The sequence below is a fragment of the Nostoc sp. genome, assembly GCF_036916655.1.
GTDB lineage: Bacteria > Cyanobacteriota > Cyanobacteriia > Cyanobacteriales > Nostocaceae > Nostoc.
The window spans coordinates 152,608-169,378 of the sequence record NZ_JBALFY010000099.1; the positions used below are offsets into that span (position 1 = coordinate 152,608).

20 protein-coding genes are annotated in these 16,771 nt (G+C 39.4%); 5 read left to right on the forward strand and 15 right to left on the reverse strand.

Annotation, left to right across the window (positions count from 1 at the left end; genetic code table 11):
* Positions 1-22 precede the first annotated feature (22 nt).
* Entirely contained in the window at positions 23-562 is a 540-nt protein-coding gene (locus V7L31_RS26870; protein ID WP_334699066.1) for a phycobiliprotein lyase, read from the forward strand.
* Positions 563-821: 259 nt separating this feature from the next.
* Positions 822-1,139 carry an RNA recognition motif domain-containing protein gene (locus V7L31_RS26875; RefSeq protein WP_179068324.1) on the forward strand — a complete coding sequence of 106 codons (318 nt, stop codon included), beginning with the start codon at positions 822-824 and terminating at the stop codon, positions 1,137-1,139.
* Positions 1,140-1,263: 124 nt separating this feature from the next.
* Here the strand turns inward: V7L31_RS26875 and V7L31_RS26880 are convergent, their stop codons facing one another.
* From V7L31_RS26880 to V7L31_RS26890, 3 genes are all read right to left on the reverse strand, one after another.
* Entirely contained in the window at positions 1,264-1,644 is a 381-nt protein-coding gene (locus V7L31_RS26880) for a nuclear transport factor 2 family protein (protein WP_334699067.1), read from the reverse strand.
* Between the two features lie 171 nt (positions 1,645-1,815).
* Positions 1,816-2,007 (reverse strand): hypothetical protein, encoded by a 192-nt coding sequence (locus V7L31_RS26885; protein WP_179068322.1) that lies wholly within the window; start codon positions 2,005-2,007, stop codon positions 1,816-1,818.
* A 224-nt stretch (positions 2,008-2,231) separates the two neighbouring features.
* Positions 2,232-2,990 carry a YebC/PmpR family DNA-binding transcriptional regulator gene (locus tag V7L31_RS26890; RefSeq protein WP_334699068.1) on the reverse strand — a complete coding sequence of 253 codons (759 nt, stop codon included), beginning with the start codon at positions 2,988-2,990 and terminating at the stop codon, positions 2,232-2,234.
* Positions 2,991-3,165: 175 nt separating this feature from the next.
* Here V7L31_RS26890 and V7L31_RS26895 point away from each other — a divergent pair, with 175 nt between their 5' ends.
* Positions 3,166-4,512, forward strand: a complete 1,347-nt coding sequence (locus V7L31_RS26895; RefSeq protein WP_334699069.1) for an ABC transporter substrate-binding protein — start codon at positions 3,166-3,168, stop codon at positions 4,510-4,512.
* Between the two features lie 117 nt (positions 4,513-4,629).
* Here the strand turns inward: V7L31_RS26895 and V7L31_RS26900 are convergent, their stop codons facing one another.
* From V7L31_RS26900 to V7L31_RS26920, 5 genes are all read right to left on the reverse strand, one after another.
* A complete protein-coding gene (locus V7L31_RS26900; RefSeq protein WP_334699070.1) occupies positions 4,630-6,264 on the reverse strand; it encodes a glycosyltransferase family 39 protein in 1,635 nt (544 codons plus the stop codon).
* Between the two features lie 461 nt (positions 6,265-6,725).
* Positions 6,726-8,297 carry a metallophosphoesterase family protein gene (locus tag V7L31_RS26905; protein WP_334699088.1) on the reverse strand — a complete coding sequence of 524 codons (1,572 nt, stop codon included), beginning with the start codon at positions 8,295-8,297 and terminating at the stop codon, positions 6,726-6,728.
* Positions 8,298-8,514: 217 nt separating this feature from the next.
* Complete coding sequence (locus tag V7L31_RS26910; protein ID WP_334699071.1) at positions 8,515-8,940, reverse strand: type II toxin-antitoxin system VapC family toxin; 426 nt, start codon at positions 8,938-8,940, stop codon at positions 8,515-8,517.
* 7 nt (positions 8,941-8,947) lie between these two features.
* Positions 8,948-9,163: a hypothetical protein gene (locus V7L31_RS26915; protein ID WP_179068317.1), complete on the reverse strand. Its 216-nt coding sequence runs from the start codon at positions 9,161-9,163 to the stop codon at positions 8,948-8,950.
* 126 nt (positions 9,164-9,289) lie between these two features.
* Positions 9,290-10,519 (reverse strand): damage-control phosphatase ARMT1 family protein, encoded by a 1,230-nt coding sequence (locus V7L31_RS26920; protein ID WP_442944502.1) that lies wholly within the window; start codon positions 10,517-10,519, stop codon positions 9,290-9,292.
* Between the two features lie 102 nt (positions 10,520-10,621).
* Here V7L31_RS26920 and V7L31_RS26925 point away from each other — a divergent pair, with 102 nt between their 5' ends.
* Entirely contained in the window at positions 10,622-11,971 is a 1,350-nt protein-coding gene (locus tag V7L31_RS26925) for a glutamine synthetase family protein (RefSeq protein ID WP_334699073.1), read from the forward strand.
* Between the two features lie 89 nt (positions 11,972-12,060).
* On the opposite strand, the gene V7L31_RS26930 is transcribed toward V7L31_RS26925, so the two are convergent.
* From V7L31_RS26930 to V7L31_RS26940, 3 genes are all read right to left on the reverse strand, one after another.
* The gene (locus V7L31_RS26930; protein WP_334699074.1) at positions 12,061-12,429 is read right to left on the reverse strand and encodes a hypothetical protein; all 369 of its coding nucleotides are present in this window, start codon (positions 12,427-12,429) and stop codon (positions 12,061-12,063) included.
* 73 nt (positions 12,430-12,502) lie between these two features.
* Positions 12,503-12,727 carry a hypothetical protein gene (locus V7L31_RS26935; RefSeq protein ID WP_334699075.1) on the reverse strand — a complete coding sequence of 75 codons (225 nt, stop codon included), beginning with the start codon at positions 12,725-12,727 and terminating at the stop codon, positions 12,503-12,505.
* A 448-nt stretch (positions 12,728-13,175) separates the two neighbouring features.
* Positions 13,176-13,316: a hypothetical protein gene (locus tag V7L31_RS26940; RefSeq protein ID WP_334699076.1), complete on the reverse strand. Its 141-nt coding sequence runs from the start codon at positions 13,314-13,316 to the stop codon at positions 13,176-13,178.
* A 130-nt stretch (positions 13,317-13,446) separates the two neighbouring features.
* Here V7L31_RS26940 and V7L31_RS26945 point away from each other — a divergent pair, with 130 nt between their 5' ends.
* Positions 13,447-13,731, forward strand: a complete 285-nt coding sequence (locus tag V7L31_RS26945; protein ID WP_179068312.1) for a DUF427 domain-containing protein — start codon at positions 13,447-13,449, stop codon at positions 13,729-13,731.
* A 358-nt stretch (positions 13,732-14,089) separates the two neighbouring features.
* Here V7L31_RS26945 and V7L31_RS26950 read toward each other — a convergent pair whose 3' ends face one another.
* The 4 genes from V7L31_RS26950 to V7L31_RS26965 all read right to left on the reverse strand — a co-directional run.
* Positions 14,090-14,662: a Uma2 family endonuclease gene (locus V7L31_RS26950; protein WP_334699077.1), complete on the reverse strand. Its 573-nt coding sequence runs from the start codon at positions 14,660-14,662 to the stop codon at positions 14,090-14,092.
* A gap of 67 nt (positions 14,663-14,729) precedes the next feature.
* Complete coding sequence (locus V7L31_RS26955; RefSeq protein WP_334699078.1) at positions 14,730-15,095, reverse strand: type II toxin-antitoxin system RelE/ParE family toxin; 366 nt, start codon at positions 15,093-15,095, stop codon at positions 14,730-14,732.
* Positions 15,085-15,324, reverse strand: a complete 240-nt coding sequence (locus V7L31_RS26960) for a type II toxin-antitoxin system RelN family antitoxin (protein WP_334699079.1) — start codon at positions 15,322-15,324, stop codon at positions 15,085-15,087. Before V7L31_RS26960 ends, V7L31_RS26955 begins: the two co-directional genes overlap by 11 nt.
* A gap of 708 nt (positions 15,325-16,032) precedes the next feature.
* Positions 16,033-16,771, reverse strand: a 739-nt coding sequence (locus V7L31_RS26965; RefSeq protein ID WP_334699080.1) for a HEAT repeat domain-containing protein, incomplete at its 5' end; no start/stop codon positions are given.

The window sequence follows — 16,771 nt, forward strand, 5'->3', positions numbered from 1 at the left end:
TATTAGGTCAGGAAAGTTACAAGTGACATCATTGCTAAAAATTGCACAAACTGCTGACGAAGCCCAGATTTCCGAATTTTTCCAGGAATCAGTGGGTAAGTGGCGATCGCAACGACGCTATTACAGCCTACCTGAGGGAGAAACCAAGGAGATGGAGAGTATAGTTACGATCAATTTTCTCAAGCAGGGCTGTGATGAATTGCAAAACCTAGCTCAGATGCACGATTTGTATGATACAAGCAGCTTAATCTGTGGTGCAGCAGTTACATGGGAAAGTACAGATGTACTGAAGGCCAGGAAAGAGTCGCAAGGTTCAACATTATTTGGGGCTGTGGGAAATATTTTATATCGCGATCGCGGTTTTGCCATATCCAAACCAGTTACCGCCTACTATTATTTCTCCAACCCAAAAACACTGTGTTTGCGAACTGAGTACAACGGTTCAGTGTTTGAAGAAGAGTTAAAGCTAATTGGCAGCAAATACCGCACCAGACAAACCATTATCTCTCGTGCTGGTGAGCAGTTGATGATTGGTCAATATTTAGAAAAGAGAGTGGATTAACTCGTGGGTGTGGTTCCCTATAGCCTCACCCATTTTGGCACTAGCCAGCACTTAGCTATCAACTGCTCATATAACTTTTTATAACAGTTTTTCAAACTTTTACGCAGAAAGTTAGTTGCTATGTCATCATGGAAAGTGAAATGAGAATTAATTCGGCGACAGTGTTTGTTTTTAGTATTGACAGGCTTTTTCCTTTTGGTATTACAGACTTCTCTCCGAAATCTAAATCTCTACAAACTTATGATTTTGGAGACATTTGATGTCAATTTACGTTGGTAACCTCTCCTATGATGTTACACAAGATGCGTTGAGTGCTGTATTTGCAGAGTATGGTACTGTTAAGCGTGTTCAATTACCCACAGACCGTGAAACAGGTCGTTTACGCGGCTTTGCTTTCGTAGAAATGAATTCGGAAGATGAAGAAACAAAAGCCATTGAAGCCCTTGATGGTGCTGAATGGCTTGGTCGTGACCTCAAAGTAAATAAAGCCAAGCCTAGAGAAGACAGAGGTGGTGGTTCCTTTGGTGGTGGCAATCGTGGCGGTGGCGGCGGCTACAACCGCAACAACCGCTACTAAGTGTAGGTAGACGAAAAGTAACTTAATTGAATCTAGAAAAGGCTCAAGCAGTAATGCTTGAGCCTTTTCTGTGCAAAACTTGACTCTAAATAATTTCGGGTAGTTATTTATCATACCGCCTATGTCATTCTCTGACTAAAGTGCCCTGATGATAGATCATTTTCCATTGATCGTTGTTCAATGTCCAGATAGAACTTCGCAATGAATGAACAAGCTGTTCGCCACATATATCTCTGACTATACGATAAGTTACTAAAATAACCCCTCTTGCTAAAACTAAAGTTTTAAATTCTGCGATCGATCTTTGAATCAGGGGTTCTATGGGTTCATTCTGCAAGCTTTCGATAATTTGCTGTTTATCGAAAACACGCCCTGAGCTTCCGATCTCAATGAACTCATCAGCAAGTAAGTCTATGATATCTTTAGCTGATTTTCGGACATCAGGTTGAAGCAAACGCTCCTCCAATTGACGAAGAAGTGATTCTTCTAAATAATCTGCTTTCATAATCTTAACTTTGATTTCTAGGCGATCGCGTCCTCATGAGCAAGTTAATAAAAAACCCCGCTGATTGGTAGGGATTCCAGCGGAGTTAAATAATACAATTATTTTTCAGATAAACCAACACTAAACTTTATTACGGAGCTACTAGAAACTTTTACAACTAATAGTAACTATTTATGCGTGAGTTTTATGAGTTAGGTTTTTAGCATGACGCTTGTGATGTGTCTTGTGATGTCTCTTGTGATGAACTTTAGCACTTTTTACACTAGCAACACGGACTTCTTTAGCTTGAGCTTGAGATGCAAAAACGGTTACAGGAGCAGCAAATACCAGAGCCAAAAGTAAAGCTTTAGCGAACTTATTCACTTAAAAATCCTCATCAGGTAATCAACAATCTAACTATCCAATAGGCGTATGTCATAAGTTTGTAATTGATATGAAGCTTTCATGTCTATTTTTACATCCGTAGATATAGGACTTAGGTGCAATACTATGGTAGGAATACTTGCTAGTATTTTTATACAAATGTACTATTTTTGACATCAGAACCAAGTAACTATAATTTTATCTGATGTTTGTGTTAATTTTGATTAATAAATGCTGATATCCATCAATTCTTCTGCTATGTCAAAGTTCGCTGTGACATTTTGCACGTCATCCAAGCCTTCTAGAGTATCAATTAACTTGAAAAGCGATCGCGCCTGATTGAGGTCGGTAACTTCTACACTATTACTAGGAATCCAGCGCAATTCGGCATCAACTACCTTAATACCTTGCTCTTTTAGTCTCTGGCTAAGGGTTTCTAAATTTCCGATGTCAGTAAATACCTCAGCCATCTCATCTTCAATCATCTCATAAGACTGGGCACCGCCTTCGAGGGATGCTTCTAAAAGCTGTTCTTCGTCAACCACACCCTGCACAACACAAACGCCTTTTTGGTCAAACATCCAGCTAACGCAACCTGTTTCACCAAGATTGCCACCATTTTTACTAAAAGCTACACGCAAGTCAGCAGCAGTACGATTGCGATTATCTGTAAGGGCTTCAATTAAAATCGCTACACCACCAGGGCCATAACCTTCATAGCGAATCGCTTCAAAAGTAGCATTATCGCCGCCAAAAGTGCCTGCACCTTTAGCGATCGCTCGTTCAATATTATCATTAGGGATACTCGCAGCCTTTGCCTTATCAATTGCTGTGCGAAGTTGAAAATTCAAAGCTGGATCTGGTACGCCGCTTCTAGCTGCAACAATAATCGCCCTGGATAACTGAGTGAAAGTTTTTCCCTTTTTTGCATCTACTACCGCCTTCTGGCGCTTAATATTTGCCCATTTACTATGTCCTGCCATAATTTGAAATTATCAAAACTCTATTCAAGATTAGGATATACCTAACTTTTACACCGATGCAAAGGTGCATTTGGTAAAAGTGAGTGAGGAGAAATCAATTAAAAATTAAAAATTAAAAATTAAAAATTTAAGAACTCCTGCCTCCTCCTTTGCCATAGCCAATCTAATGAATATTATGCACGATTTCTTTAACCCTCCTCGCCATGCCAAGCGAAAAATCAAGAAAGTGTCACGCTACTTTCGGAGCTTACTGCTTGTATTATTGGTGGGCATACTAGCTTTAGTTGGATGTCAAAGTATCTTACCTGGTATTAAGGAAGATAAAGTAATTCATTTAACTCTTTGGCAAGGTGTCAACCCGCCGCCAAATCGGGATGTGCTGCAAAAGCTGGTGGATAAGTTTAATCAATCCCACCCAGATATTCAAGTAGAGTCGCTTTATATTGGGCAACAGGATCAGCAAACGCCCAAAATTTTAGCGGCGGTGGTAGGAAATGCACCCCCAGATTTGTTGTGGTACAATCCGACGATCGCAGGTCAATTAGTAGAACTCGATGCGCTTTTACCTTTGGATGAAATGCTGAACAAATCTCCAGTAAAAGCCGAAATTGACCCGGCTTTGTATGGATCAATGAAATACAACGGTAAGATTTGGTCTGTACCCTTTGCGACGAATAACATTGGTATTTTTTACCGTCCGAGTTTGTTTAAGGCTGCGGGAATTACTGAATTACCCAGGACTTGGCAGGAGTTTGGGCAAGTTGCAAAAAAATTAACTCGTGATACCAATGGTGATGGTCGAACCGATCAATATGGGATGTTTCTGCCTTTGGGGAAGGGAGAATTTACAGTATTCACCTGGCTACCGTTTATGTGGAGTGGTGGCGGTGATTTGGTGAGTGGTGATTCACAAAATGCCGCAGCAGTAAATTTGGAAGATAATCAAGGGGCGATCGCAGCTTTGCAATTCTGGCGCAATTTAATTACGGATGGTTCCGCTATTTTATCTGGCCCGGAACGAGGTTATGAAACAGATGACTTACTGACTGGCAAAGTTGCAATGCAATTAAATGGCCCTTGGAATCTGGGAGAATTTCAAAAGACTGGTGTCGATTTTGATGTTTTTCCTATTCCAGTTGGGCAAAAACCTGCTACTATTATTGGCGGTGAGAATCTCTTCTTTTTTAAAACTACGCCGGAACGCCAAAGAGCAGCTTTTAAGTTTGTTGAATATGCTTTAAGTGAAGAATTTCAAACAGAATTAGCATTGGGAACTGGCTATTTACCAGTGAATTTGAAGTCTCGTGAAAGTCAAAAATATCAGAAATTTATCAAAAAAATCCCACAGGTGAAGGTATTTTTAGATCAAGCTAAATACGGGCGATCGCGTCCAATATTTCCCGGCTACAATCGGATTTCTGACAGTGTAGGTCGGGCAATTGAATCTGTATTGTTGGGCAAAAGTTCACCAGTAGAATCACTCAAAGTAACTCAGCAGCGTTTAGATTTGATTTTTAAGTAACATGGCTAACTTGTAGAGACGCGATTCATCGCGTTTGTTAATCGGGGTAGATATAGGATAGCTGACACCAGGGGTAAGATAGCTTCAAATACTTAAGTAAGCTTTTTGGTATATTATTCATTTATTCCCTGTACTTGATTTTAACTTCCATAGAGATTGACTATGCTTGAAAACTAAAGCTATGTTCCAGTCATGTTCTTTTTTCAAGGTATCTTGTAATTTTTCAGAAGCATTGAGGAAAAATACATCAGTAAAAATATCAGGAATTTGTTTAATATTTGTGCTAGGAAATAATTGAAATTTTGTTTGTGGTTCTAGAAGGTAACTTATAGATAATACATTTCCCCAACCCGAATCTTTACCGCACTCTAAACAAATAATTAAAGGATTTTTAAATTGCTTAATAATATTTGCCATTGGAATATTATCGGAACTATAAGCTTTATTCCACCAAGTTTTTTTCGGTAAAATAATCACACATGAAATGATTTGTAGAAAAATTAACCCAAGGAGTAATAACCTCCATAAATGCTTATGCATTTTCATCCCTGGAGATAAGATAGTTTTTTGAGCTAATAAATAAGCCATAGCTAAATGGCATCCTAAATAAACAGGAATTGAGTATCTCATAACCCCGGAACGAAGACCACCAAAAATTACATCGGGTATCGCTTGAGTTAGTGCTGTCAATGAAATTAATATTAAAACAAAAGACCAAGTTGACTTGGGCGTTTTACGAACAAGGAAATAAACTGCATAAAATAATAAAATTACTAAGAGTCTAATAATTAAAAACCAGAGACTATTTTGTAACTGATCTGGGTAACGATAATCCGATGTTATATCAAAAAAAATACGTGCCCAATGAATCTGCCATGCATCTACTAAATCATTTAGCGGCACAATACGCTTCGACCAATTTATTGTTTCTTGAACTTTATCTGATTGAGTAATTATTAAAAATAACCAGGGAATAAAAGCGAATATTCCAGCTAAGAATGCGCTCAGATAAGCAATCAATATTTTCCTGGCTCGGAGTCCTTTATTGACAGCTACATAAATACCTTGCCCAATTGCTACCAAACTAAACAAAAAATGTGTGTATAATCCCAGCAATAAAGTAACAGAATAAATACTCCAGCTTGGTTTTGTATTCAACCTCATTGCTCTGAGCAATGCAGCACTAGATAGCAAGATATTTAGTGTATACAAACTATACATTCTTGCTTCCTGAGCATACACAAGATAAAATGGCGATACAGCTATAATAGCAATTGCTACTAAACCGACAATTTTTGATTGAAATAATTCTTGGCATAGCCAATAGAGAGTAGGAAAAATTAATAAACTTATAAAGGCAGAAAAACTTCTTGTGGCTGCGACTGTACTTCCAAAGCATTGCACCCACAAATTTGTCATCACAAAATATAGGGGTGGATGTTTTGGATCTTCTACCGCTAACCCTTTAACAATATCAATTATACTTTTTCCAACACCAGGACTTTGATATTTTTGTAATAATGTTCCAGCAGTTAATATTTGGCTATTAACTACTTCCTGCATTAAATCTGATTTGGTGTTCCCGTAAATTCTTAAATAAGTAAATGTTTCATCTGCCCAAGTGATTTTTTCATCAATATTAATAAATCTCATCAATATCCCTATAAATATCAAAACAATAGTTAGCAGCTTGAAACTATTAAAGAATAAATCATCATGATTTTTTTGAATTGTTTTAGATGAGTTAGGCATAAAAGCAGAAGATTAATTATCATCAATAATAATTTTTAGTTTATCAGTTTATTGGACTTGCCTTTTATTCAGAAAATCCGTTGCATCTTTTGCCACTTGCTTCAAAACTTAACCGCCTTGGGATACACCTGTGGCGATTGGGGCATGCATACAGTTCCCAATGACACAAAGTGCAAACTAAACTCTATTTATCATTGAGCCAAGATAGACGTATTTATCAATTGATGACTATTTGTAATAACTTGGTAAGCTAAAACACATCTAATTTGCATATTAAAATTTTCTCAATATCTTGTGGGCTGGGCATCTTGCCCGCCCTGATCATGCAACTTGAATGCTGATTAGCTTAGTAGCTTGTCTGTTAACGAAATAATAGGCATTACAGCGTTGTAGACTATCTATAATAAATCGTGTCTGTGGTGTAAGGTGCGTAGTTTAAGACTGTAGGCATCACATCCCGTTTAAATCACAAAAGGCTCAAGTTCAGTGTTATGCCATTTATCTTCAACCCGTTCAGTAATCAACGGTCTGATGATAAACTTGGGCGGGCTACCATCCAGAACATCAATCCGCACACATGAGTAAGGTAGTCGGTTCTGGAAATTGTAGTCATGACGACCCACAAACAGCCTTGAATCTGCAACTTTCCGGCTGGGTTTACCTGCAATTTCCGTAAAAGTCTCCATCAATTCAGTCCCCCCTCGCCGTTGATAACGGGGACGATGACCACTACCACCAGAGATAATGCAGTTAATGTGAGAGTCCGCAAATCCGGTATCAGTTGTGCAAAGATGCTCCAAACAGTGAGCGTGACCGTTTAAAATCAAATCGACTATGGGACGTTCTTTAATTAAAGAACCAAGAGTTTCTGCTACTTGTTCAAACACCCAGCGCAAGCGGTGGCGAACCGCCAAGGTTTGCGCCTGATTCCACTTGGTAGCTTCTGTGACGTAGGGGGGATGGTGGAAAAAGATTACACGTCCGCGCACTTCAGAGTTATTCCAAGATTCGATTAGTCTGCTTCGCAACCATTCAAGTTGTTCAAAATCGATCGCAGGCATTTTCTGAGATGCCAATTGTTTTTCAATGTCGATTTTGATCTCGTTGATTTGGTCTAATTTGGCGCTAAGGTCATCGAGTTGTTCCGCTTCAGTGGGTTTATCAGGGTTGAGGCGATCGCATATTTTCAAAATCTGCAATTCTTCTCGATCGATCTCATGGCGACGCTTTTGCAATTCCTGACGGTAAATTTCTCCCTCTTGAGTTGCAGGTAGAGGTGACGGTGTATTAAAGGTATTAGAATCTAGTGCAAAAAAGTCAATCCCACCGTAACGAAAGGTGTAATAGCGATTGGGTAAGCGGGTAAACTGTCCAGGTTCGTAACGCAAACATCGCCCTGTGTCGGTCTTTGCGGTGTAGTGCCGATCTAAATGACGTTCTAACTCTTGTGGGGAAGCGATCGCCTGGGTGTAATCCATAAATGCCCGTGCATAGGCATTACCTTGATACGATCCATGCCAGCCAATCTCAATATCTTTGTAGCGGAACAGGTGACGTAGTGAGGATGTTGTACCAGTAACTAAACGGTACATCAACGGCACATCGTAGTAATCATGATTACCGAGTACTGGCAAAAACGGCAGATTAAACACCATGCGGTCATAAGGAATACTTTTCGGGTTGTCACCACCGACAAGAAATTCCCGATAAGGCTCAATAAAGTTTGTTGAATAATATTCTTGGGAACCCACCACATAGATAACATCGCCTGTGTGCAACACAAAACTGCAATCATCGCGGTGAGGAAGCATCAGTTCGGCAACTTTTCGTTGCGGATGGTGTCGAGAATGAGATTTAGTGCCAGAATCACCGATAACCATAAAGGAAAATTCTGGATTATCTTCTCTGCGATCGTCAATAACTATACTAGTTTGGTCAATTCCCCGTTGCACAAAACTTGGATGCATCCACCGCACCCGTTCCTTCATCTTTTGAATTTTTACAGGAATCGGTGGATCGGAAATCAATTTCATGGCTGATAACTCTTGAATGCCTAATGCACACGCCAATTGTAACGAAATAATAAGGATTGGGGAGTGGGGACTGGTGATTAGGGACTGGGGACAAGGGGAAATTATTGAACAAGTTTCTTCCTTATGCCCAATTCCTAATTCCCAATTCCCGATTCCCGATTCCCAATCCCCAATCCCCAATCCCCAATCCCCAGTCCCCAGTCCCCAATCCCCATCCCTACGGCAAATTTTCTCGCAATAATGCTCGAAAGCCTGCTTGTTGAAAATGCTCATCGGCGGTCAGTGCTTCAGTGATTCCGCTATATTGCATGACAATAAAAGATATGCAATCGACAAATCCCCATTCTTTCTCTGTTTGTTCGCGATATAGCTCAAAAGCACGTTCGTAGAGTTCCTGGGAAAGGGGGACAATTTCTACTTTAGAGTCTGCTACTAGAGAATTTAATAATATGATTGCCGCCTGACGATAAGGTTGTTGGGATAAGGCATTGCCAATTTCCAACATTACCGCCTGTGTTGTCACCAAACGAGTTTCTGCTGCTTGTAACATTTTAGCCAGATGCAAGGCTCGGTTATGCAGGCGATCGCTCGGTGCAGATAAGGCAATGGCAAATGATGTATCAAGAAAGACTTCAGAATGCATGTAAAGTTTACTTACTATACAAATATTTATCTATATTGCTAGACCAGTCAGGCGGCCCTTCGAGATTGAGCGATCGCGCCGTTTGCAAAAATGATACCGTTTCATGTTCGCTTGGCGATAAAATTTCGATACTCATTCGCACGCGGGTATTGATTGGCAGTGCGATCGGTTCAGCCGGATAGAACACTTTGCCATTAAACACAGCTGTAATTTTTTCTACCATTTACTTCAAAAATTGCTTCTAGTCTATCCTAAGCTGGTTGTTGTGCTACGGGTAGGGTAGACGACGCTATAAGTAGTGAAGATACGTATACTTCTCTTACAAATTATCTCGATTTTTCAAAATTGCCTAAACCACCAACTGAATTACACCCCACTGTCCATTTGTCAACCAAGAAGAGTCAGATTTTGCTACTTCTTCAATAACTTCTGGTTTTAAACCAACTACTACTTCTGATTTGAGGGTGCGTAAAGCTACCATTGGCACGGGTAAGTAACAGACTATATCTGCAATGTTAGTGGTAAAATCCCAGTGGCGATCGCCTAATAATCGGCGATAATTTGCATCTCCTTTAACTATAACCAAACTCGCATTGGCTAATTCATTTTTGAGGGAGTTGGGTATTTCCCAAAATGCTAAAGGCGATGTCCAAAAGTGATCTTCAGATAGTGCTAAACGCCCTGATGCAATATTTTCTTGCAATCTTTGGGCAAAAGATATAACTTGTTGATTTCCAGTAGCGGCTAAAAATTTTATTGTGTAATGTATATCTTTCATCATGGCATCAGATACAAAAGTCGGATGTGGCTTTAAGTGTAGGTAAACCTGATTAGCCAGTCCGCTACTTAATAAAAAATCCGCTAAAGATAAATCACAAACAAGTTCAAAGCCAGCATTGTCTACAACAAAATCAATTCGTCCACCATGAGAATTAGTTAATAATTCCGTGACTTGGGAGGCATCATTTACTAAAATGTGAGCTAGTTGAGTTTGAATATCAAAACGACTCCGGTCATTCTCAAATGCTGACCATAGACTCAAATCAACTCGATTTCCCCATAAAGTAAAATATAAAAGTGCGATTAAAGCTGTTTGGTTTGATTCTTCCCCTAATTGGGAATTATCTAACCAATTGTTGACTTGTTCGCATAGCAAAATAATCGAGTCTAGAGATGCTTCCAAACCTTGAGATTTTTGTAACTCAAATGGATCGACACCTTGCCATACACCAGGGCGAAAATAATTGGTAATTTCTAGAATTAATCGATAAAAATAAGTTTCGGCAAAAAACCAGGGAACATCTACCCAACGCTGACCCTTGTAGAATTTTAAATATGTATTCCAGGCAGAAAAATCTCCAGCAGTGTCATTTAAAAGAGGTTGCAAAAATCCTGTTGGCAGTTCTGTAGCCAGGTTTTCTAAGCTGGTATTAATCTCAGATGGAAAATTATTTTCTGCAATAACTCGGCGAGCGATCGCAGGCATTCGTTGAGTAACTGTAAACTCAGTAAAAGAACCGATTTCTGACCCCAAAAGAGATGGTGGTATGGGTAATTTGGGGATGTGGGATATATTCACCACAAACTTTTCTTGTCCTCATATTTCTAGTTATTCTAGCTTGAGCGTGAAAATGAGGTGGGAGAATTGTCAAATCAACTCAAAAGCGGGATAAATTGACCGATGGCTGCAAACAAAGCATTTAAAAAAGTCAAAAAATCTCTTCAGGAAGCTGGAGTTAGGTTTGTCCGTATCCTTTGGTGTGACAACGCCAACATCATTCGTGGCAAAGCTGTTCATATCGAGATGTTATCTCACTACTTTGACTATGGTGTAGGCATTTCTGTTGGACAACAGGGAATCCCTGTAATGTATGATACTGTCATCCCTGAAACTGGTCTAAGTCCAGTAGGCGAAATCCGGCTAGTACCAGATTGGTTTAGCTTCACTCCTTTACCTTACGCTCCGAGTCATGCTCGTGTAATGGGGAACATGGTACTTAATGGGAGTCCTTGGGCGTTGTGTCCCCGTAATTTTCTGGTACGGATGATTGAGGCGGCCAGACGCGAGGGGTTGGAAATTAAAGCTGCATTTGAAAATGAATTTTATTTATTACGGCAAACATCTGAGGGAATTATACCCGCAGATTCCACAGTTTTTGCTTCAACTCAAGCAATGGATATCCATCGAGAAATAATTGATGAGATAGTCGAAGCACTCATCGCCCAAAAAATTCCTGTTGAGCAATATTATCCCGAATCTGGCCCAGGTCAACAGGAAATCTCTATGCGATATACTGATGCTTTACGGGCAGCTGATTGGCAGATTAGCTTTAGAGAAACCGTGAGAGCGATCGCTCATCACCATAATCTTACAGCCTCTTTCTTACCCAAAATTTTCCCAGATGCGGCTGGTAGCGGTTGCCACATCCATCTTAGCCTCTGGCGTAACGGACAAAATATCCTACCAGATCCTCAAGATATCTGCGGTGTTTCCCAGATAGGCCAAGCATTTATTGCTGGTATACTCGATCATCTGCCAGCACTAATGACCTTAACTACTCCTAGTACTAATTCTTACCGCCGCATTCGTCCTCATAGCTGGAGTGGTGCTTTCCGTTGTTGGGGACTAGACAACCGTGAGGCCGCCGTGAGAGTGCCTAGCAATCCTGGATTCAACGGTTCCAGCCATTTTGAGTTAAAAACCGTTGATGCATCAGCCAATCCTTACCTCGCGTTGGGTGCGGTGATTGCAGCCGGACTAGATGGTGTACAACGAAGTTTAAAACCGGGGAATCCTGTTGCACAAGACCCCGGACACCTGCCAATTGAAGAACGTCATGCCAATGGTATTGACCTTTTACCCCAAAGTCTTGGCGAAGCTCTAGACTGCCTAAAACAGAATAATATTCTTTTAAATGCCTTAAATCCAGATTTATCGCAAGCATTTTTAGCAGTCCGTCAAGCTGAATGGTCAGCCATGAAAGATTGGGAATTAGAGGCAGAAGTAAAGCTTTTATTAGAGAAGTACTAAAGTTATTGGGAGATGCGAAGATTGATTTCAGCACTCCTGACAACTTAGTTCTTGCTCTAAATCCGTTACGAACTTGACAAACCTATATTCTAGTTACATGAATCATTAGTACTGCCCATTGATGTCAGCTGTAACTCAACCGCGTTGACGTAACTTGAATCATTCAAAACTTGCGCTGGTAACTTATTAGCTTTAACAGCAGCCTGAACCACATCTTTGGCAGTCAGGTTTCCGGTTTGGTATTTAAATAACAAAGTGCCCCCGCTGGGAATACCCTGCCCTTTTAAATAACCTTGATAAGCTAGAAAGGCAATATTGAAGGGTTGCAGATATTTGGCATCTGTATTTATTTGTCCACCACCATTGTTAGTATTAGCTGTTTGAGCGCCAGCAATTCCAGGGATAAAAGCAATAGAAGTAATGATAAGTGCAGAATTTAACCAGGTTGTGAGTTTCATAATTTTCTCCTCATTAGAGATTAATTAATGTTGTTATGTAAATTACAGATCGAAAGCATACAAGTAACTTAGATCATTTAAAATCACCAAGACCCATCATGTAATAGGCAATAAAAGCGGTATCAAAGGGTTTAAGGTGATTTACATTTGTAGAATTGTTAGGAAAATTGTTAGAGTTGACAACAGTGTTTATTGATGATTTATTGTGATTCTTAAGTGGATGAAGGCTAGTGATTTTAGGCATAGAATTAATCCAAGCAACAATATATGGAGAATTTATCAAGTTTGTGAGTTTCATAGAGTTATCCTCAATTAGAACAAAGTGTAATCAGTATTCTCTAGTCAGAGAGTCAACTGTTTTATTAATCTCAATCTTTTTAAGATCAGTTCACCTGACAGGTTGATTTGTTAATTACCAAAATGGGAATTCTGAGAAGGTTTAGTAATAACTTCAAAAACGCAAAGATATTCTAAATAAAATCCTCAATTTGAAATTATTTCTAGAAGGTGCATTAGCGTAGCTCGCCACAGGCATCGCTGATATATCTCTCTTCTAGACGTTTTTTATTCAAGCTATAAACGAGAATCCAACTTTTTTGGACTAATTAACTTTCCATATCAATATGCTATAAAATCTTCTTGTTATAAGCAAATGCTTTTAATTTTCAAATCCATAAATAAAAGTGATTGTAATTAATAGCTAAAAGGAAATCTGACAACCCATTACCTTGGATGTATCCGAGTTTTTATTTTATAATCAGAGAATAAATGTCATTGCGATCGCCTAGCGTCTGTAGAGAAGAGGAACGACTAAGCGATCGCATGGACTCACTCTTGTTGAAAATTTGGCGATCGCTGCACTTCGTTTTGCTCGCAATGATATGCAAGTGGGATGCTCCCCATTACCTTTTCGTGACTTCTGAACTCTTTTGGCAGGGTAGCAGGTTCTATAAATTCACTACAAATAAGCTGATAGTGTCAAAATGTTATGTGTATAGTTTATTTACAAAGTCATTTATGCCGAAAGCAATTTGGAATGGTGCTGTTTTAGCCGAGAGCGATAATACTGTAGTTGTGGAAGGCAACCATTATTTCCCTGTTGACACCATTAACAAACAGTACTTCGCAGAGAGTAACACCCACACGACTTGTCCTTGGAAAGGTGTTGCCAGTTACTACAGTATCGAAGTTGATGGACAAATCAATAAAGATGCTGCTTGGTATTATCCCAGCACCAAGGAGAAGGCTAAAAATATTGAAGGTTATGTGGCCTTCTGGAAGGGTGTAAAAGTTGAGGCTTAATAAAGTTTCCTGAAAGTATTTTCGTTTCAGGGAATTTATATTATGTCCTAATACAGTTCAGCTAAGAGTTGCTGGTGTAGATAATTGGTCTTTCAAGACGCGATAAATCGCGTCTCTACATGAGGGTTTTGTTGCTCACTCTGAACTGTATTGTATTACGTTCGACTAATTGCCCATAAAATAATTAGCCTGCACAGGCGGGCTAATTATTTAAACTATTTATGATATTTGCAAATTTATTTTAAATAGTGCGATCGCACTTGGTTCGGGTACTATTCTCAAAATTCGGATGAGTTTGTCAAAATTCAAAAAATTTGAGATATTAGTCTTACATCTTTTAACTGAATATTACTCATCTTTATTGACTAATTTTTGTTGGTTTTAGCCATGCAAAAATCCGTGTAACTATTAAATTAAGTTGCAAACAATCAGGTACAGGCAATACTTCATCCCCAGTCATCTCTATAGGTTGCTGTCCTGGCAAAAATACCAATACTAAGCGTTCATCGGGATCGAGCAACCACCCTAATTGAGTGCCGTGTTTTAGACAGTGAAGAATATTTATAATTACCTTGGTTGTATTCTGTTCTGGTGAAAGAATTTCAATTGTCCAATCAGGGTAAATTCCAAAGGTATTTTCAATTTCCCCATTAGCATCAAAAGGAATCCGTTCCCAAGCAAATACACTTACGTCTGGTACAATCGAACGTCCGCCAAAGGTGCAGCGTAATTCTGGAAAAGCCAAAGCAATTTCTTGTTCTTCAGAAATTTGGCTAATTGCGTTACAAAGTTTTAATTGTAGCCGAGAATGTTTGCCTTGTGGCATTGGTTTCTGGTAGATACGACCATCGATAAATTCATTAGCAGGCTTGGTTTCTGGCAGTTTGAGGAATTCTGCTAAGGAGATTGATTTGTGCAGCGTGGTTGCCATAGCTGTGCAAATGCCATATTTGATTAAAATCTTAGCATTTTCTGTCCTGGGATTTTAGGAAGCGAATCTATTCTCCTTGATGTTGCTGCTTAAAATCAGCTAATATTTGTTGAATTTCTTCTGCTGAAATGTCTTCTTGTTCAGATTTTGAGTAGATGGTTACTAAAATAATATTTGTATCTGTCTTTAAATAATAAATTACTCGATACCCACCACTTTTACCTTTTTGAATATCACTATTTTTGACCCGTAGCTTAAAAATTGTATATCCAACTCCGGGTATCTTATCTCCTGGTAATTCTCCTGATTGCAGTTGTTCTATTATTGGTTGAATATCATTACTAATATTCCGGTACTTTTTGGCTAATATACGCAGATTACGTTTAAATTTAGCAGTGGCTTCGACTTGAATCAAAGGTGGTTCACTCTGCATCAATACCTTCCCACAGTTGAGATACAGGTATAGTATTTCCAGTCATCGCATCGTACCAACCCTGACGAAAACTTTCACTGGCAGACTCAGCAAGTTCATTATCCTCTTCATTCTCTTCTGTGATTAGGACAATGACTCGGACGCGACTGTGTTTTGCTATAGTCAACGGCTTGTCTAAAGAAATTTGACCCAATTCGTTCACGGTTCCCTTGACTTCAATTGCTTTCATTGTCGTAAATCTAAGTTGTGCTGTTAATAGTATAAGACTTGGTTTATGGCAGAGAGAGGTTTGTCAAACTCACGAATCTACACTTACTGAAGCATGGCAATCGCTTGGTGTGCGGTCTACTGCAACTGATATAACTTTATAATTAAAGCTAACAAGCAAAATGCATGAGCTAAAAAAACCAAGCGGAGTTATTTGTTACGATAACTTCTATACTAATCAGGTTTGCTTAAGCATTTGCTAGAAATAAACAAACTGTTGTTACTAAAGTGCAAGTATTTATAACAAATAAGTACCTAAATACGATATTGGAGTACCCAAATACGATATTGAAGTACCCAAATACGATATTGAAGTACCTAAATACGATATTGAAGTACCCAAATACGATATTGAAGTACCTAAATACGATATTGGAGTACCCAAATACGATATTGGAGTACCCAAATACGATATCGGAGTACCCAAATACGATATTGAAGTACCAAATTATAATTAATGCTTAATTTGTTAGCTTAAATTTTAAGAATTTGTTATGGTAAGTACACGATCACAGCGATCGCAGCAAATGTGTATCCATTTACAATAAATGCTTAAGCTGTTGTTGCTAACAGACAAACATTCGTAACGTCTGCGTCTATCTTTGTAACGAGTGGACAAGCTGTTGTTACCAAGAGAACTTTATTTGTAACGTCGGTGGTGCAAAAGTACTTAAATTATTCTTGTGAAGAGGATTTTCTTGAAGCTTTGCATCGCACGAGTAGCAATATTGTGATGATGCCAAGCTTGATAGAAATCAGGGTAAGGCATATTCTGGGCGCATTTCCAGGCTAAATCGTAGTATTCACCATATAATGACCAATAATCACTTAAAGTTTTGACTACTGCAATGCGATACTGATGATCCTGTAGAATTTTCCCTAAACTTGATGCTGCCAGCCTACGGGTGGAGTCAGACACAGTTGTAGATTGCAGCAGTTGTACCAAGGTAGCGATCGCAAATTCATTGTCAGTGCCGATTTTCTCTAAGCTTGATGCTGCCAGCCTACGGGTGGAGTCAGACACAATTGTAGATTGCAGCAGTTGCACTAAGGTAGCGATCGCAAATTCATTGCCAGTGCCGATTTTCCCTAAGCTTTCTGCTGCCCGCCAACGGGTGGAATCATTCACATTCTTTGATTGCAGCAGTTGCACCAAGGCGGCGATCGCAATTTTATTGCCTGGGTCGATTTTTCCTAAGCTTTCTGCTACCAGCCTACGGGTGTCGTCATCCACATTCTTTGATTGCAGCAGTTGCACCAAGGCGGCGATCGCAATTTTATTGCCTGGGTCGATTTCCCCTAAGCTTAATGCTGCCAGCCTACGGGTGTCGTCATCCACATTCTTTGATTGCAGCAGTTGCACCAAGGCGGCGATCGCAATTTTATTGCCTGGGTCGATTTCCCCTAAG

Bases quoted from the DNA above. Each gene is read 5' to 3' on its own strand.
- V7L31_RS26935 (WP_334699075.1), bottom strand. From the start codon at position 12,727: ATGAAACTCACAAACTTGATAAATTCTCCATATATTGTTGCTTGGATT.
- V7L31_RS26925 (WP_334699073.1), top strand. From the start codon at position 10,622: ATGGCTGCAAACAAAGCATTTAAAAAAGTCAAAAAATCTCTTCAGGAA.
- V7L31_RS26955 (WP_334699078.1), bottom strand. From the start codon at position 15,095: ATGCAGAGTGAACCACCTTTGATTCAAGTCGAAGCCACTGCTAAATTT.
- V7L31_RS26895 (WP_334699069.1), top strand. From the start codon at position 3,166: ATGCACGATTTCTTTAACCCTCCTCGCCATGCCAAGCGAAAAATCAAG.
- V7L31_RS26875 (WP_179068324.1), top strand. From the start codon at position 822: ATGTCAATTTACGTTGGTAACCTCTCCTATGATGTTACACAAGATGCG.
- V7L31_RS26890 (WP_334699068.1), bottom strand. From the start codon at position 2,990: ATGGCAGGACATAGTAAATGGGCAAATATTAAGCGCCAGAAGGCGGTA.
- V7L31_RS26910 (WP_334699071.1), bottom strand. From the start codon at position 8,940: ATGCATTCTGAAGTCTTTCTTGATACATCATTTGCCATTGCCTTATCT.
- V7L31_RS26960 (WP_334699079.1), bottom strand. From the start codon at position 15,324: ATGAAAGCAATTGAAGTCAAGGGAACCGTGAACGAATTGGGTCAAATT.
- V7L31_RS26945 (WP_179068312.1), top strand. From the start codon at position 13,447: ATGCCGAAAGCAATTTGGAATGGTGCTGTTTTAGCCGAGAGCGATAAT.
- V7L31_RS26880 (WP_334699067.1), bottom strand. From the start codon at position 1,644: ATGAAAGCAGATTATTTAGAAGAATCACTTCTTCGTCAATTGGAGGAG.
- V7L31_RS26900 (WP_334699070.1), bottom strand. From the start codon at position 6,264: ATGCCTAACTCATCTAAAACAATTCAAAAAAATCATGATGATTTATTC.
- V7L31_RS26915 (WP_179068317.1), bottom strand. From the start codon at position 9,163: ATGGTAGAAAAAATTACAGCTGTGTTTAATGGCAAAGTGTTCTATCCG.
- V7L31_RS26950 (WP_334699077.1), bottom strand. From the start codon at position 14,662: ATGGCAACCACGCTGCACAAATCAATCTCCTTAGCAGAATTCCTCAAA.
- V7L31_RS26905 (WP_334699088.1), bottom strand. From the start codon at position 8,297: ATGAAATTGATTTCCGATCCACCGATTCCTGTAAAAATTCAAAAGATG.
- V7L31_RS26930 (WP_334699074.1), bottom strand. From the start codon at position 12,429: ATGAAACTCACAACCTGGTTAAATTCTGCACTTATCATTACTTCTATT.